This is a genomic window from Laribacter hongkongensis DSM 14985, from assembly GCF_000423285.1.
GTDB lineage: Bacteria > Pseudomonadota > Gammaproteobacteria > Burkholderiales > Aquaspirillaceae > Laribacter > Laribacter hongkongensis.
On the sequence record NZ_AUHR01000006.1, the window covers coordinates 48,540 to 65,611 of the forward strand.

The following is a 17,072-nucleotide window of genomic DNA, read 5'->3' on the forward strand; positions in this document are numbered from 1 at the left end:
CCGCCATCGCGCCTGCCAGCGCCGCGCGCCCGGGCCGCGGCGCTTTGTCGTTTTTGCCGGACGGTGCCAGGCTTGAGAAAGCGCCCGCCGGCCTGTCCACAGGAGAACCTGCCGCTTGCGCCGGCAGCAGAGGACCGCCATGAAAAAAATCGTCATCCTGATTTCCGGCCGCGGCTCGAACATGCAGGCCATCGTCGAGGCTGCCATTCCCGGCGCCACCATTGCTGCCGTCATCTCCAACCGGCCGGATGCCGGCGGACTGGCGTGGGCGGCCGCCCGCGGCATCGAAGCCATCGGCCTCAACCACCACGACTACCACGACCGTGCGGCGTTCGATGACGCTCTGGCAGCCACCATCCAGCGCTTCAGCCCCGACCTTGTCGTGCTCGCCGGCTTCATGCGCATCCTGACCACCGGTTTCGTCAACCGCTTTGCCGGCCGCCTGCTGAACATCCACCCCTCGCTGCTGCCGGCCTTTCCCGGCCTGCACACCCACCAGCGCGCCATTGACGCCGGCTGTGCCGTCGCCGGCTGTACCGTGCATTTCGTCACGGCCGAGCTGGACCACGGTCCGATCGTCGCCCAGGCCGTCGTACCCGTCCTGCCCGACGACACGGCCGACACCCTGGCCGAGCGCATCCTGGTGCAAGAACACCAGGTGTATCCGCAGGCCGTGCGCTGGTTCGTGGAAGACCGCCTGACCATCGACGGACTGGCCGTACGCGTACGCGACGCCGCCCCGTCAGCCCGTGCCCGCCTGGGGCGGGCAGACTGAGCCTGCCGCATGTCACGGCGCCTGCGCTGGGGACTGGCACTGGGGTTGTCGCTGCTGGTGCACGTCCTTTTGCTGGCGCTCGGCAATGGCTGGCAGTGGTCGCCGGGCCTCGACGAGTCGCCGCTCAAACCGCTGACCGTCGAACTGCACGCGCAGGCACTGAAACTGCCGGCCAGCCCGCCGCCACCCAAAGCTGCACCACGCCCGCGCCCACCGGCCATCGTCACCCGGGCAGCGGACACGCCGCCCGTAGCCGAAGAGCCGGCACCCGCCGGCACCGCGGCCACACCGCCAGCAGAAGAGGCTCCGGAGCAGGACACGCCGGCACCGGAAACGGCCGTACCGCCGCCCGGCGAACGCCCGTTTGCCCCCGACCCGGAACAGGAAGCCCGGCAACAGGCCGAAGCCTTCAGCCGGCAGTTCCCGCCTGCGGCCCGGCTGACTTACGAGGTGTATTACGGTGCCTTGCTGGCCGGCCTCGCCGAATTCGACTGGCAGCAGGACAACGGCCGTTACCGGCTCGAGGTGCGCCTGCGGCCGGTGTTCGGCAAACGGCTGGGCTATCTGTCGGAGGGACGGATCACCGCCGGCGGACTGACGCCGGATCGCTTCGAGGCGCGCAAAGGCGGAGAATTGCGCGAACAGGCCGAATTCGACTACCAGGCCGGCATCCTGCGTTACGGGCGCGACCTGCCCTTGCAGGAAACCGCCCTGCAAGCCGGTGCCCAGGACATCGTCAGCGTGGCGTTCCAGATTGCCCTGCGCGGCACGGCGGCGTTTGCCGAACCGGTCCAGGTCACCACCGGCAAGAAGGTCTACCGCTACCCGCTGGAAGCCGTGGGCGAAAGTCCGGTCAGTGTGGGCGACCGCGAGATCAACAGCGTTCTGGTCAAAAGCCAGGCACGCGGCGACACGCTTGAATTCTGGCTGGCGCCGGACTACCACAACCTGCCGTTGCGCATCCGCTTTCGCGACGACGACAAGACCATTGACCAGCGCCTGATCAAACTGGTGATCGGCGCTGACACCATACTAGAGAAACCACCGAAGGACCCTTACCAAAATGGCCATTAATCCCGCCCAGTTCGACGCCGTTGTCGACGCCCTGCGCCGCGTACTGCCGTGCGAACGCCCGGCTGACGCCGTGCTGTCGGCCTACTTCCGCGACATGCGCAAGCTTGGCGCGCAGGATCGCCACCTGATCGCCGAAACCATCTTCGCCGTCCTGCGCCGCCGCGCCTTCCTGACCGCCCTCACCGCCCCGTCGGCCACGCCGCGCCGGCTGGTGATCGCCAGCCTGATCAAGGTACGCGGCCTTAACGTACGCGAACTCGACGGCATCCTGACCGAAGCAGAAAAGAAATGGGTCGTCGAACTCAAGGCCGCCCATCCCGAACTGGACCTCGCCGGCCGTGCCGAGCTGCCCGAATGGGTGGTGGACGCGCTGCGGGCGGGCGGGCAGGACGACGACGCCATCGTCGCGCTCGGCCACTCGATGCAGAACAGCGCCCCGCTGGACCTGCGCGCCAACACGCTGAAAATGCGCCGCGAAGACGTGCTGGCCGCACTGCGCGCTGCCGGGCTGGAACTGGCCCCGACACCGTTTTCGCCGGTGGGCCTGCGCGTCAAGGGCAAACCGCCGATCAACCGCCACCCGCTGTTCCTCGAAGGCGCGGTCGAAGTGCAGGACGAGGGCAGCCAGCTGCTGGGCCTGCTGGTCGGAGCCCGCCGCGGGGAAATGGTGGTGGATTTCTGCGCCGGTGCCGGCGGCAAGACCCTGCACCTGGGCGCAATGATGGCCTCGCGCGGCCGGCTGTACGCCTTTGACGTGTCGGAAAAGCGCCTCGCCAACCTCAAGCCGCGGCTGGCGCGTTCGGGCCTGTCCAACGTGACGCCGCAGCTGATCCAGAACGAAAACGACAGCAAGATCAAGCGCCTCGCCGGCAAGGTGGACCGCGTACTGGTCGACGCTCCGTGCTCGGGACTGGGCACGCTGCGCCGCAACCCGGACCTCAAGTTCCGCCAGTCGCCGGCCAGCATCGCCGAGCTGAACAAGACCCAGGCCAGCATCCTGGCGCGGGCAGCCCAGCTGGTGAAACCGGGCGGCCGTCTGGTCTACGCCACCTGCTCGGTCCTGCCGGCGGAAAACGATGCCATCGTCGATGCTTTCCTGGCGGCCCATCCGGAATTCAGCGAAACGCCGGTCAACACGCTGCTGGAACAGGCCGGCGTGGCGCTGGACACCGGCAGCCGCCTGCGGCTGCTGCCGGGCGTGCACAGCACCGACGGCTTTTTTGCGGCCGTGCTGACGCGTACGCCACCGGTGGATGAGCAGGAAGTGGATGAACAGGAAAACGAACCGGCCGAAGCCTTTGAAACCGCTGGTCCGACCGACGAATCCGAGTGATTGCCAAAATGCGACACGCATTTGCATTGGCGGATTCAATAGGTCTAAATTTCATACCAATTAGACCGACTGAAGCCTCCTGATGCAGCGCAATTTCCTCCCCGACTGGTTTACGCACCCGACCAAGCGTCGTGCCCGGCGGGTCAACCGCCGTGTACGGGCGTTCTACCTGTCGCGGGCGCTGACGCGCCAGCGGCTGGCCCTGTGGGGAGGTGCCCTGCTGGTGGGGCTGGCCGGTGTCGTGCTGACCTGGGGCAGCAAACTCGCCAGTCTGGGGACGCAGGCGGCCTACGCGCTGTCGCCGTGGTGGATGCTGGTGTGGACGCCGCTGATGTTCATGCTGTCGCTGCTGATCGTGCAGGTCTGCGCTCCCGGTGCGGCTGGCGGCGGCATCGCCCAGACCATTGCCACGCTGGAGCGGCGCGGCGCCTTCTTGCGCGAGCGCTTTTTGACCTTCAGGGTGGCGGTGGTCAAGGTGCTGGCCACCCTGACCGGCATCAGTGCCGGTGGCACCTTCGGCTACGAGGGACCGATCATCCAGATCGGGGCGGCCCTGACGCACTCGCTCGGGCGCAGGCTCGGCATCCACAGCGAAAACGCCATCCGCACCACCATTCTGGCCGGGGGAGCGGCCAGTGTGGCAGCGGCATTCAACACGCCACTGGCCGGTATCGTGTTTGCCATCGAGGAGATGGGCCGCAGCTTCGAGCCGCGGGCCAGCGGCATCATCCTGACCGCGGTAATCCTTGCCGGCCTGATCACCATGGCGGCATTCGGCAATTACGATTATTTCGGTACCACGGCCATCCATTTCCGGGCACTGGGCGGCTCGCAGCTGGCGGCCGTGCTGCTGACCGGCGTGATCTGCGGTGCGTTCGGTGCCCTGGCGGCGCGGGCGATGCTGGCGGTGTCGACCGGCAGCCGCAGCCGCCTGCTGGCCTGGCGCGGCCGCCAGCCGATGCTGTTCGCCGCGGTCTGCGGCGTGCTGATCGCCCTGATCGGCATTGCCACGCACGGCGAGTCCTTCGGCACCGGCTACAACGAGGCGCACCGGATCGTGACCGGCAATGCGCAAGGGCTGGAGTGGTTCGGCATCGTCAAGCTTTTCACCATGCTGGTATCGCAGATTTCCGGCGTGACCGGGGGGGTGCTGGCGCCGTCGCTCGCCATCGGTGCCGGCTTTGGCTACGACATCGGCCGCCTGCTGCCGGAGGTGCATCCGCAGGCGATGGCGCTCTTGGGCATGGTGGGTTTCTTTGCCGGTTTTTCGCGTTCGCCGCTGACCGGACTGGTGGTGGTGATGGAAATGACCGAGTCGCCGTCGATGATCGTGCCACTGATGGTGACGGCACTGATCGCCAGCGGCGTGTCGCGCCAGTTCAACCGCAAGAGCCTGTACGAGGCGCAGGCGCAGCTGCTGCTGTCGGCACTGGTGCCACCCCCGGCAACGCGCAAGGACAATTGACCCATCAGGCATGCCGACCTAGAATCCGACCGTTTCAGTCAACTTTATCGCGAGAGAGCCGTCATGCGCGACGTCACCGCCGAAATCCGCCAGCAGATCACCGACAATCCGGTTGTGCTTTACATGAAGGGCTCGGCCCAGTTTCCGCAATGCGGCTTCTCGGCCCGGGCGGTGCAGATCCTCAAGGCCTGTGGCGTTGACCGCCCGGTGACCTTCAACGTGCTGGAAGATCCGGAGATCCGCCAGGGCATCAAGGACTTTTCCGGCTGGCCGACCATTCCGCAGCTGTACATCAAGGGTGAATTCATCGGCGGCTCGGACATCATGACCGAGATGTTCCAGTCGGGCGAACTGCAGCCACTGGTGGCCGAGGCACTGGCCGGGCATTAAAACGTCCGTCACAATATTCGCTCGGCATAACTTTTTGTGACTACAATTCGCCCCCGAGCCTGAAACATGATTACTCCGACCCGGCAGCGCTAACGCTGCCGTCGTCACATCCGGGGCAAGGAAAATGAATCTCACCGTCGTCAATCATCCGTTGGTGCAGCACAAGCTGGGTCTGCTGCGCGAAGGCGACATCAGCACCAACAAGTTCCGTACCATCACCCACGAACTCGCCCGCCTGCTGGCTTATGAAGCCACCCGCGACTTCGAACTGGAGCCGATCACCATCGACGGCTGGTGCGGCAAGATCGAAGTCCAGCAGATCAAGGGCAAGAAAGTCACGGTCGTGCCGATCCTGCGCGCCGGTCTGGGCATGCTCGACGGCGTGCTCGACCTCGTGCCGTCAGCCAAGATCAGCGTGGTCGGCCTCTACCGCAACGAAGAAACGCTGGAACCGGTACCGTACTTCGACAAATTCGTTGACTCTCTTGACGAGCGCATCGCCCTCATCATCGACCCGATGCTCGCCACCGGCGGCTCGATGGTGGCCACCATCGACCTCCTGAAGCGCAAGGGCTGCAAGTCGATCCGGGCCATCGTGATGGTGGCGGCTCCCGAGGGCATCAAGGTCGTCAACGAAGCCCACCCGGACGTGCCGGTGTTTACCGCTTCGCTCGACAGCCACCTGAACGAGCAGGGCTACATCATCCCGGGGCTGGGTGATGCCGGCGACAAGATTTTTGGCACCAAGCACAGCTAAGACCATGCGGGCCAATACACAGGACGATCCGGAACGGATCGTCCTTTTTTGCGAAAAAACCTGAATCCAGATTTTCATCAAAGGGGAAATATCCATGCTCAACCACCTCAAGCAGGCGGTCGCGGGCGCCCAGATCCTGTTTGTCGCCTTTGGCGCACTGGTGCTGGTGCCGCTGCTGACCGGCCTGAATCCGGCCATGGCACTTCTGGGAGCCGGCATCGGCACCCTGCTGTTCCAGCTGTGCACCGGCCGCAAGGTCCCGATCTTCCTTGGCTCTTCGTTCGCCTTCATCGCGCCGATCATCTATGCCACCCAGACCTGGGGCCTGCCGTCGACCATGTTCGGCCTGTTTGCCGCCGGCTTCATGTACTTCGTGTTTGCCGCGCTGGTGCGCTGGCGCGGGATGGATGCCGTCAACAAGCTGCTGCCGCCGGTGGTGATCGGCCCGGTCATCATGATCATCGGCCTGTCGGTCGCCACGGTGGCCAGCAGCATGGCCATGGGCCGCGCTGGTGGCGAACAGGTGATTCCGTACACTGACGCCCTCCTGCTGGCAGCCGTTTCGCTGGCCACCACGGTGATGGTGTCGATCTTCGCCCGCGGCATGTTCCGCCTGGTGCCGATCCTGGCCGGCGTGATCGTGGGCTATGTCGTGGCCGCCTTCATGGGACTGGTGGATTTCGGCAAGATCGCCAACGCACCGTGGTTTGCCGTGCCGCATTTCGTGACGCCGGAAGTGAACTGGGCTGCTGCCCTGTTCATGCTGCCGGTGGCGATTGCCCCGGCCATCGAGCACATCGGCGGCGTGATGGCGATTTCCGGCGTGACCGGCAAGGACTACACCAAGACGCCGGGCCTGCACCGCACGCTGGCCGGTGACGGCCTGGGCGTCTGCGTGGCCGGCCTGATCGGCGGCCCGCCGGTAACCACCTATGCCGAAGTAACCGGCGCGGTGATGATCACCCGCAACTTCAACCCGGTGGTGATGACCTGGGCTGCCGTCTTCGCCATCTGCATGGCGTTCTTCGGCAAGTTCAACGCCCTGTTGCAGTCGATCCCGATGCCGGTGATGGGCGGCATCATGGTGCTGCTGTTCGGTACCATCGCCTCGATCGGCCTCAAGACCCTGATCGAAGCCAAGACCGACCTGATGGCACCGAAAAACCTGGTCATCGTGTCGGTGGTGCTGACTGCCGGCATCGGCGCGCTGGAACTCAAGCTCGGTTCGTTCACCCTCGTGGGGGTCGGCCTGTGCTCGATCCTCGCCATCGTGCTCAACTGGATCCTGCCGCAAGGCAAACACCATGACGGCATTGCCGAAGGCCAGGACGTCTGACCCTCCGCGCCTTCCGCACACGCGCCGCACGCCCTGTCGTGCGGCTTTTTTTGTTCGTCAAGCCCGGATTCCGGCAAACTTGACTTGTTGCAGATGACATTCATTCTTGATAGCATTTGAGAATGGATATCAAGTCATCCCCTGCCGCCACCGCCGGCACCCTGCTTTTGCACGGCGCGCTGTTGTTGGCCCTGTGGCAAACCGCCACCAGCCGCATCACGGCAGCACCGGCCATGCCGCAGGCAACCCAGGTCGAACTGCTGTCCCTGGATACGCCGGAGCCGGCACCCGCAGCGAGTGTGCCGGCTCCGGCACCTGCCACACCGCAAAAACCGGCTACCAGCCGCACGCAGGCAGCGGCCACCCCATCCCGTCCGGAAAACCGTCCACGCAGCCATGCGGCACAAGACACCGCAGCTTCACCGGTACCGGCCGAAAGCAGCAGCAGCCCCCACACATCCGCGCCGGCCACCTCTTCCGCACCGGCAGCACCGGGCAGCCAGCGTGGCACTACTGACGGCAGCGCACATGAAGCACCGCCTTCTTTTACTGCCGATTATCTGGCCAACCCGGCACCGGCCTACCCGCCGCTGTCACAGGAACTGGGCGAAAGCGGCCAAGTCCGCCTGCGGGTAGCCGTAGATGCCAGCGGTGCCCCCAGCCAGGTCGAAATTGCCGAATCCAGCGGCTTCACCCGGCTGGACCGCGCCGCCCTGTCGGCCGTCAAGCGCTGGCGCTTTGTTCCGGCCCGCCGGGGCAGCGAAGCCGTCGCCGGCCGCGTCATCGTCCCCATTCACTTCAATCTCAAGACACTACAAGGGTAAGTTTTCATGGATGTCAGTCTGGTTATGCAACAGGGCGATGCGGTCCTGATCGGGGTGTTTGCCCTGCTACTGGCCATGTCGCTGGGCAGCTGGTGGCTGATCCTCCAGCGCAGCCTCGTACTGGCCTGCCTGAGCCGGCAGGCACGCCAGTGGAGCCGGCAGTTCTGGGCCGCCGACAGCCTCGACAGCGCCCGCGGCCAGCTCGGCTCCCCGCTGCCGCATGCCCGCATCGCCACCGCCGGCCTCGAAGGACTCGACCATTACCGCCAGCACGCCCAGCGTTCGCTGGGTGCCGCCTGCGGACTGGACGAATTCCTGGTACGCACCATCCGCATGGCCCTGTCGCGCGAAACCGGACGGCTGGAATCCGGCCTGACCTGGCTGGCCACCGTCGGCTCTATCGCCCCGTTTGTCGGCCTCTTCGGCACGGTCTGGGGGATTTACCATGCACTGGTCGGCATTGCGGCCGAAGGACAGGTCTCGATCGGCACGGTATCCGGCCCGATCGGCGAAGCCCTGGTAGCCACTGCCGCCGGCCTTTTTGCCGCCATTCCGGCCGTCGTGGCCTACAACGCCTTCACCCGCGTCAACCGCGTGCTGTCACAGGACATGGACAGCTTTGCCCACGACCTGCACGCCCAGTTGCTGACCGTTGCCGGAGGCGAACATGGCCTTCGGTAGTTTCAGCCGCGACAGCCACGCGCCGATGGCCGAGATCAATACCACGCCGCTGGTGGACGTCATGCTGGTGCTGCTGGTGGTGTTCATCGTCACCGCCCCCCTGCTGACCCACTCGGTGGCCGTGGCCCTGCCCCGCGCCAGTGCCGAACAGCATGTCGACCGGCCGGAAGCCATCCGCCTGACCCTCGACACCACCGGCCAGCTGTTCTGGAACGACGCCCCGCTGGAGCTGGACGCCCTGCCCGAACGCCTGCGCGCCAGTGTAGCCGTCACGCCGGACGTATCCGTCCAGCTGCGCGCCGACCGCGACACCCGCTACGACACCGTGGCGCAGGTCATGGCGGCGGCCCGCAGCGCCGGTGTCGAACGCCTGGGCTTCATCACCGAAGCCCGCTAGCCCCGCTCCGGTGCCCCCGTCGGCCGCCTGTTACCGGGCGGCCCTTTTTTGCCATGCCGCCAAGGCAGGAGTTCCCATGTCCTGTTGAAGCCCACGGGCAGGATGCCCGTTTGATGCCCGTTTCCGGTTCCCGTCTGCAAACCCGCCCTAGCGAGTCTTTAAAACAATGAAATTCCTCAAGGAATCCCCGGCCATCCGCTCCATGGCCCGCCTGCCTGCCCACGCCACGGTCGCCTGCGCACTGGCCGGTACACCATTACTGTCGCTGGCCGAGACCCCGGCCGGCGACACCGTGCTGGCACCGGTCAAGGTCACCGGCCAGCGCACCGACAATCCCGACTACGGCAGCAGTCTGACCAGCGTCGGCAAGATGCCGATGGCCCAGCGCGACATCCCGCAGTCCACCACCGTCATCACCCGCCAGCTGATGGACGACCAGCAGGACACCACCCTGCGTGAAGCCCTGCGCAACGTCAGCGGGCTCACCATCAATGCCGGTGAGGGCGGTGCCAGTGGCGACAGCTTCACCCTGCGCGGCTACTCGGTCGCCACCGACCTGTTCCTAGACGGCGTGCGCGATGCCGGCCAGTACAGCCGCGATACCTTCAACTACGAGCGCGTCGACATCCTGCGCGGCGCCACGTCGATGCTGTACGGCCGCGGCTCGACCGGCGGCGTCATCAACCAGGTGAGCAAGTCGGCCCACCTTGGCGACCGCAGCGACCTGGAGCTGAGCGTCGGCACCGACGACTATTACCGCTCCACTGTCGACCTCAACCGCCAGACCGGCGACAACAGCGCCGTACGCCTGAACCTGATGGGACAAAAATCCGACAGCTGGCGCGACGGCCCGGAATTCAACCGCTTTGGCGTGGCGCCGACCTTCCGCTGGGGCATCGGCACACCGACCGAAGTCGAGCTGTCGTACTTTTACCTGAAGGAAAACAACGTCCCCGACTACGGCGTGCCGTACAACCCGGTCACCAAGGAACCGATCGACAAGCCCGGCACCTTCTACGGCCTGCCGGACTACGACTACGAAGACACCACCACCCAGATCGCCACGGCCACGGTCAAGCACCGCTTCAGCCCGACGGCCAGCATCAAGAACACCCTGCGCTACGGCCAGTACGAGCGCGACCTGATGCCCAGTGCACCACGGCTGAATGCGGCCGGTGCCCCGACCGACAACACGCCGATGAAGCTGGAACACAAGACCCGGCTGGGCGAGCTGGACATCTGGAGCAACCAGACCGACTTCAACTTCAAGCTCTTTACCGGCCCGCTGACCCACAACATCCTCACCGGCGCCGAAATCGGCCGTGAAACCTCGGACGTCACCAGCTGGCGGCACAAGAGCGGCGCCAACCTGACCGGCGGCACGGTCGGCAATCCCGACCACAACCTGCGGCCGTCCGACCCGACGCCGGTGATCACCGGCCAGACCGAGTTCACCGTCGACACGCTGGCGGTCTACCTGCAGGACATGATCGAATTCACGCCCGAATGGAAGCTGCTGCTCGGCGCCCGCTGGGACCGCTTTGACGGTGACTACACGCGCATGACCGTATCCGGCACCACGCCCGTCACCGAGCACTACACGCGCAAGGACAGCGTGCTGAGCTACCGCATCGGCCCCTTGTGGCAGCCGAGCGAATCACAGTCGTACTACGCAGCCTTCGGCACGTCGTTCAACCCGTCGGGCGAGGCCTATTCGCTGGACCCGAAGGGCAGTAACACGCCACCGGAAAAGAACCGCAACATCGAGATCGGCGCCAAATGGGACCTGCTGGACGGTGACCTGCTGCTGCGTACGGCCGTGTTCCGTACCGAAAAGACCAACGAGCGCAACACCGATACCGATGCCAGCCCGGACGAATACCTGCTGTCCGGTGCCCGCCGCACCGACGGGGTGGAATTCGAAATCGCCGGCCGGCTGACTGCCAACTGGCAGGTGTTTGCCGGTGCCGCCATCATGGACCCGAAAATCACCAGGGCCGTCGGCAACGATGCCTTCAAGGTCGGCCAGCGGCCGGAAAATGCTCCCAAACACACTTACAACCTGTGGACCACCTACAAGTTTGCCGAGGGCTGGAAAATCGGCGGCGGCCTGAATGCCGTCGGCCGGCGCTGGGCCCAGCCGACGCTGAGTGGTGCCAATTCGCTGCCGGGCTACATCCGCTGGGACGGCATGATCGGCTACGAAACCCGCAGCTGGGAAGCACAGCTCAATGTCTACAACCTGACCGACACCACCTGGTATGAAGGTCTGTACCGCGGTCACGCCGTACCCGGCACGGCCCGCTCGGCCCGCCTGACCGTCAATTTCAAACTGTAAGGCCCCGGCCGGCCGTCGCCCTGCGCTGACGGCCGGCCCCGGCTGCAAGGAACCGCCATGCTGCTGCACATTCCCCATGTCCTGACCCGTGAACAGGTTCGCGCCTGCCGCGCCCGACTTGATGCTGCCGACTGGGCCGACGGCCGCATCACCGCCGGCAGCCAGTCGGCACAGGTCAAGCGCAACCTGCAACTGCCGCAATCAAGCCCGGTAGCGCAGGAACTGTCGGCGCAGGTGGAGCAGACCCTGCGCCAGCACCCGCTGTTCTTTTCCGCCGCCCTGCCCAAACGGTTTTTTCCGCCGCTCTTTAACCGCTACGAAGGCGGCATGAACTTCGGCAACCATGTCGACAACGCCCTGCGCTACCTGCCCGGCACGACCGATGCCGTGCGTACTGACGTGTCGGCCACCCTGTTCCTGTCCGATCCGGACGAATACGACGGTGGCGAACTGGTCGTCGAGGACACCTACGGAGTGCACAGCGTCAAGCTGCCGGCGGGCGACATCGTGGTCTATCCCTCGACCAGCCTGCACCGGGTCGAGCCGGTCAGCCGCGGCGCGCGCGTGGCATCGTTCATGTGGATCCAGAGCCTGGTGCGCGAAGACGCACGGCGCACGCTACTCTTCGACATGGACATGAACATCCAGCGCCTGCGCGAGCGCCACGGCGACACCGAAGAACTGGTGGGGCTGACTTCGGCCTACCACAACCTCCTGCGGCTGTGGGCCGAGGTCTAGACCGGCCCGCGCACGGCCTGTTTCCGGGAGGACCAGCCATGCCAACCCGTATCGAACACGACAGCCTCGGCCCGGTGGAAATCGACTCCGGCCGGCTCTGGGGCTCACAGACCCAGCGGGCGCTGCTGCACTTTGACATCGGCACGGAGCGCCTGCCGGCAGACATGATCCGGGCCTACGCCCGCATCAAGCGCGCCTGCGCCATCGTCCACGGTGAAGCCGGCCGGCTGGACGCCGAACAGGCAGCCGCCATCGTCACCGTCTGCGACGAACTGCTGGCCGGCCGCTGGGACGACGAGTTTCCCCTCTCGGTCTGGAACAGCGGCAGCGGCACGCCGTTCAACATGAACGTCAACGAGGTGATCGCCAACCGCGCCAGCCAGCTGGCCGGCCAGCTCCCTGGCAGCCACCGGCCGCTGCATCCGAACGACCACGTCAATCTGGCCCAGTCCACCAACGACACCTTTCCCACCGCCATGCATCTGGCTGCCGCCACGCTGCTGGCCGGGCAGTTGCTGCCGGCGCTGGCCCGGCTGCACGATGTCGTGGCCACCAGGGCGGCGGAATGGAACGATCTGTGGAAAACCGGCCGCACGCACCTGATGGATGCCACACCGCTGACGCTGGGGCAGGAATGGTCAGGCTACGCCGCCATGCTGGCAGCGGCCATGGCCGATCTGGCGCATGTGCAGCCGGTCCTGCACGAGCTGACGCTGGGCGGCACGGCGGTTGGCAGCGGCATCAACGCACCGCCCGGCTTTGCCGACGAAGTGATTGCCCGCCTGGCGGCGGAAACCGGCCTGCCCCTGCGGCCGGTGGCCAACCGTTTTGCCGCCCAGGGCGCGCACGATGCGCTGGTGCGACTGTCGGCCGCGCTGCGTACGCTGGCAGGTTCCCTGTTCAAGATTGCCAACGACATCCGCCTGCTGGCCAGCGGGCCGCGCTGCGGTCTGGCCGAATTGCAGCTGCCGGCCAACGAGCCGGGATCATCGATCATGCCCGGCAAGGTCAACCCGACCCAGTGCGAGGCCCTGACCATGCTGGCGCTGCAAGTGATGGGCAACGACATGGCCGTGACGCTGGGCAATGCCTCGGGCTGGCTGGAAATGAACGTCTACAAGCCGCTGATCATCCACAACCTGTTGCAGTCGCTGCGTCTTCTGGCCGACGGCATGACGAGCTTCGGACGTTATCTGGTGGAAGGTTGCCGGCCTGATCCAGCCCGGCTGGCACAGTGGCTGGAGGCTTCACTGATGCGGGTCACCGCGCTCACGCCGCACATCGGCTACGAACGGGCGGCGGCGATTGCCCGCCATGCCCACGAAAACGGGCTGACCCTGCGCGAGGCGGCCACCGGTTTCGGACAGGTGGCCGAAACCGATTTCAGCCGCTGGCTGGCGGAGGCCCAGCGGCGCGGCTAGCGCGTCGCCGACAGGAAAAACGCCACCCCGGGCCTCGTTGCCGAGGCCCGGGTTCCCTGTGGCGTGAGCCGATCCCCCTCCCGGCTCCCGGAGTCAAAAACGTGATACGCCCTTTGCGTTGCGCCGGGCTTAAGATGCCATGGCGCCCGTGTGACGGTTTTTTGCCTGTTGCTACAAATTTTTTTGCCGGCCAAATCCGGCATGCTGGTTATCCATTACAATCTGCCCGTGTTTTTGCCGCGACTGGCGCTGTCAGCCCGCACCGGCAAGCGTTCTCCGGGTGTTGCCATGAAGTTCGAGCTGTACCAGCGGCAGGAAATCGTCTTGTTCCTGAAGGAAAGCGAACAGAACACGCCTCCGCACTATCACAACTTCATCGAACTGATCCTGCCTCAGGACAATCCCATAAGCGTCACCATCGACACTGCCGACCCCATCCATGTCTGGCCCGGGGAAATCCTGCTGATCCCGCCTTTCATTGCCCACCACATCGAAGCAGAAAACACTGACGACCGGCGCACCACGCTGAAAATCAATCTGCAAAAACTCTACCTGATGCTGGCCAACACGCCATACGCTCCGCAGATCGAGCATTTTTACCAGATCGGCTCCAACGGCCGCGTGTACCTGAACGAAACCGCCACCCAGCTTGCGGAAATCATCGACCGGATCGGCAACGAATACACCCTGCGCAATTTCAGCGACATCGTCCACGTCATCGACATCCTGTGCCAGGAGCGGCCCAGTGATGAATGGATGGTGCCCAACAAGAAAACCACGCGGGAAATGAACCTGTGCGCCACCCTCAATGACATGGTGGACAACAATCCGGGCATCGACATCAACCTGGATGAACTGGCACAGCAGTTCAACATGTCCAAATCCACCTTCTGCCGTTTCTTCAAAAAGCATTTCGGTGTTTCTTTCCACACCTGGCTGCTGGAGAAAAAGGTAAAATCGGCCTGCTGTTATTTGCAGGAACCGGACATGTCAATCCAGGCCATTTCCTACCAGCTCGGATTTTCTTCCCCGTCCCATTTTACAAAAGTATTCAAACAGCTGACCGGAACAACTCCGAAGGAATTCCGCGACAATCCGCTGGATTTCCCCCGTACGGAAAATGACGCGCTGTATTCGGACGATCACGACATGCCTTTATACCGCTAGTACTGAACCAGCCTGCCGGATTTAAAACCGGCATTACTGCCAGCAAAATCCGGAAAGCAAAAAACCATCACTTTATTGTCAAAGAACCTGGCCGACCAATCCCGCCAGCCAACTGCATGCCTGCCATACTAGCAGGCATTTTTTTCATTCAAAACCCGGCAAAAAGCACTTGATTCATTTGTATCACCAACTGAAACAAAACAACAATTCTCAAGAATCACCACACAATGACACGAATATGCCAGCATCTGACCCGATAAAACAATGCTGAAACAATTCTGTCATTTCCTGCACCAAATCCGCCATTCCCAGCATCTGCCCCGGTTGTGTTGATACAAAAATGTCAGTCTTTGACATTAACCTGCATTTCCCGAACAACCGGAAATGTTTGTAATTAGGGCCGTCACGCAGCCAAAGGATCCTGTATGGATTATCTCAAACGAGTTGCCGACCATTTTTGGCCCCGCTATTCCAGCAAGCAAAATATCGGCATCCCGAACGGCTTTCGAATATAGCCCATCCCCTTTGAAACAACATTCACGGGCTTTATTCAGTTTTCCCAGAGGTGCATCATGGATTCAGCAAAATCACTCAAGATCAAAGGCTTTGCCTTCATGTTCTTGTCTTCCAGCCTGATGGGCGGTATCGGCGCTTTTGCGCGCTACATCAATACATCAGGTGACGTCATTTCTTTTGCCCGCAATTTCTCCGGGCTGATCTGCATGTTCTTCATCCTGCTGGCCATGCGCCGCTTCGGCGCCGTCAGGGAAACCCGCTTTTCCTGGGGCGTGCTGCTGTCGGGCATCTTCCTCGGCCTGCTGTCGATGCTGTACGTGATGTCGACCCAGATGACCACGCTCTCCAACGCGGCCTTCCTGATCTACACCGGACCGGTGTACTCGACCATCCTGGCCACGTTCTTCCTCAAGGAACCTTTCACCAAGGCTACTGCCGCCTCGCTGGCTGCCGTGTTCTTTGGCTGCCTGATGATCGTCGGCATCATCAACTACTCGTCCGGCAACGGCCTGACCATCGGCCTTGACCTGGATCCGAAATACACGGCCGGCAACCTGGTTGCCCTGCTGTCGGGTGTCGCCTACGGCCTGTTCCTGTTCTTCAGCCGCTATCGCACTGATGTTCCCAGCGACGTGCGCTCGTTCTACAACTTCGTGTTCGCCTCCCTGACCATCGGCCTGTTCCTGCTGTACTGGACTCCGGACCTGTCGCGCATGGACGGCTTCTCGTGGTTCATGCTGATCACCGCTGCCCTGATTACCGGTTTTGGTGCCTTCTTCTTCCTGACCGTGGCGTCCAAGTGGCTGCTGGCCGGCGAGCTTGCCTGCATCTCGTACCAGGAAACCATCATGGCCACCATCCTCGGCATGGCGTTCTTCTCCGAAAGCCTGTCGATGATGCAGGCCCTCGGCGGATCGCTGATCGTCATCGGCGGTGTGAGCCAGATCTTCTTCAGTACCCGCACGGTGCACATCGAACCGTTGCCGGAAAGCGAGATGGGCCACAAGACCAAGCTCGAAGAAATCAAACCGATCTGAGGCTGGACCAGTCCTCGACATACGACCCGAATTCAGGAGAAAAACCATGAAATCCAGCGTCCACATGTATGAACTCGACAGCTTCACCTACCGCGCCGCTGCGCACGATGAAGGCCGGGTGCTGCTGATCCCGGTGGGAGCCATCGAACAGCACGGTCCGCACATGTCGATGAACGTTGACGTACTGCTGCCGACCAAGGTGTCGGAAATCGTGGCCGGCCAGATCAACGGCCTCGTGGCCCCGCCGATCATGTACGGCTACAAGTCGCAGCAGCGCTCGGGTGGCGGCCACCACCTGTGCGGCACCACCAGCCTTGACGGCCAGACACTGACCGACATTTCGCACACGCTGATCCGCGAGTTCGTCCGCCACGGTTTCCGCCGCTTTGCTTTCGTCAACGGCCACTACGAAAACAACTACTTCCTGATCGAGGGCATTGACCTCGCCCTGCGCGAGCTGCGCTGGGAAGGCATCCCGGACGTCAAGGTGATGATGCTGTCGTACTGGGACTTCGTGGACGAGTCCACCATCGAGAAGCTGTATCCGGAAGGCTTTACCGGCTGGGACCTGGAGCACGGCGGCGTGATGGAAACCTCGCTGATGCTGCACCTGTTCCCCGAATACGTGGACATGGAGCGGGTGGACCACGGCGATCCGGCCGTTTTGCCCAACTACGATGTGTTCCCGATCAAACCCGAGCTGACTCCGCCTTCCGGTTGCCTGTCTTCAGCGGCAAAATCAACGCCTGAGAAAGGCAAGATTCTGCTGGATACATGTACCGCCGGAATTGTCAGCGCCATCAAACGGGAGTTTGTCCACTAA

The 17,072-nt window shown here is 63.7% G+C and carries 16 protein-coding genes; all 16 read left to right on the forward strand.

Annotated features, from left to right (window positions below; genetic code table 11):
- The first annotated feature begins 139 nt into the window (after positions 1-139).
- The 16 genes from purN to G542_RS0107320 all read left to right on the forward strand — a co-directional run bounded on the left by purN (position 140) and on the right by G542_RS0107320 (position 17,072).
- Positions 140-775 (forward strand): phosphoribosylglycinamide formyltransferase, encoded by a 636-nt coding sequence (purN, locus tag G542_RS0107245; protein WP_027823775.1) that lies wholly within the window; start codon positions 140-142, stop codon positions 773-775.
- Positions 776-784: 9 nt separating this feature from the next.
- A complete protein-coding gene (locus G542_RS0107250; protein WP_027823776.1) occupies positions 785-1,849 on the forward strand; it encodes a DUF3108 domain-containing protein in 1,065 nt (354 codons plus the stop codon).
- Positions 1,845-3,182, forward strand: coding sequence for an RsmB/NOP family class I SAM-dependent RNA methyltransferase (locus G542_RS16255; RefSeq protein WP_373279780.1), 1,338 nt, complete (start codon positions 1,845-1,847; stop codon positions 3,180-3,182). The genes G542_RS0107250 and G542_RS16255 overlap by 5 nt, the downstream gene beginning before the upstream one ends.
- Before the next feature lie 82 nt (positions 3,183-3,264).
- Complete coding sequence (locus G542_RS0107260; RefSeq protein WP_012695989.1) at positions 3,265-4,647, forward strand: chloride channel protein; 1,383 nt, start codon at positions 3,265-3,267, stop codon at positions 4,645-4,647.
- Between the two features lie 63 nt (positions 4,648-4,710).
- A complete protein-coding gene (gene grxD, locus G542_RS0107265) occupies positions 4,711-5,037 on the forward strand; it encodes a Grx4 family monothiol glutaredoxin (protein WP_012695988.1) in 327 nt (108 codons plus the stop codon).
- 124 nt (positions 5,038-5,161) lie between these two features.
- Positions 5,162-5,794, forward strand: coding sequence for a uracil phosphoribosyltransferase (upp, locus tag G542_RS0107270; RefSeq protein WP_012695987.1), 633 nt, complete (start codon positions 5,162-5,164; stop codon positions 5,792-5,794).
- Between the two features lie 94 nt (positions 5,795-5,888).
- The gene (locus G542_RS0107275; RefSeq protein ID WP_012695986.1) at positions 5,889-7,130 is read left to right on the forward strand and encodes a uracil-xanthine permease family protein; all 1,242 of its coding nucleotides are present in this window, start codon (positions 5,889-5,891) and stop codon (positions 7,128-7,130) included.
- 122 nt (positions 7,131-7,252) lie between these two features.
- Positions 7,253-7,954: an energy transducer TonB gene (locus tag G542_RS0107280; protein ID WP_027823777.1), complete on the forward strand. Its 702-nt coding sequence runs from the start codon at positions 7,253-7,255 to the stop codon at positions 7,952-7,954.
- A 6-nt stretch (positions 7,955-7,960) separates the two neighbouring features.
- Positions 7,961-8,635 carry a MotA/TolQ/ExbB proton channel family protein gene (locus G542_RS0107285; RefSeq protein ID WP_027823778.1) on the forward strand — a complete coding sequence of 225 codons (675 nt, stop codon included), beginning with the start codon at positions 7,961-7,963 and terminating at the stop codon, positions 8,633-8,635.
- Positions 8,622-9,032: an ExbD/TolR family protein gene (locus tag G542_RS0107290; RefSeq protein WP_027823779.1), complete on the forward strand. Its 411-nt coding sequence runs from the start codon at positions 8,622-8,624 to the stop codon at positions 9,030-9,032. Before G542_RS0107285 ends, G542_RS0107290 begins: the two co-directional genes overlap by 14 nt.
- Before the next feature lie 166 nt (positions 9,033-9,198).
- Positions 9,199-11,370, forward strand: coding sequence for a TonB-dependent receptor (locus G542_RS16260; protein WP_034985273.1), 2,172 nt, complete (start codon positions 9,199-9,201; stop codon positions 11,368-11,370).
- 57 nt (positions 11,371-11,427) lie between these two features.
- Complete coding sequence (locus tag G542_RS0107300; protein WP_012695981.1) at positions 11,428-12,108, forward strand: Fe2+-dependent dioxygenase; 681 nt, start codon at positions 11,428-11,430, stop codon at positions 12,106-12,108.
- Between the two features lie 38 nt (positions 12,109-12,146).
- Positions 12,147-13,529, forward strand: coding sequence for a class II fumarate hydratase (locus G542_RS0107305; protein ID WP_027823780.1), 1,383 nt, complete (start codon positions 12,147-12,149; stop codon positions 13,527-13,529).
- 201 nt (positions 13,530-13,730) lie between these two features.
- Entirely contained in the window at positions 13,731-14,696 is a 966-nt protein-coding gene (locus tag G542_RS17475) for a helix-turn-helix domain-containing protein (RefSeq protein WP_012695979.1), read from the forward strand.
- A gap of 572 nt (positions 14,697-15,268) precedes the next feature.
- Positions 15,269-16,249 (forward strand): DMT family transporter, encoded by a 981-nt coding sequence (locus G542_RS0107315; protein WP_012695976.1) that lies wholly within the window; start codon positions 15,269-15,271, stop codon positions 16,247-16,249.
- A 46-nt stretch (positions 16,250-16,295) separates the two neighbouring features.
- On the forward strand, positions 16,296-17,072 hold the full coding sequence (locus G542_RS0107320; protein ID WP_012695975.1) for a creatininase: 777 nt from the start codon (positions 16,296-16,298) through the stop codon (positions 17,070-17,072).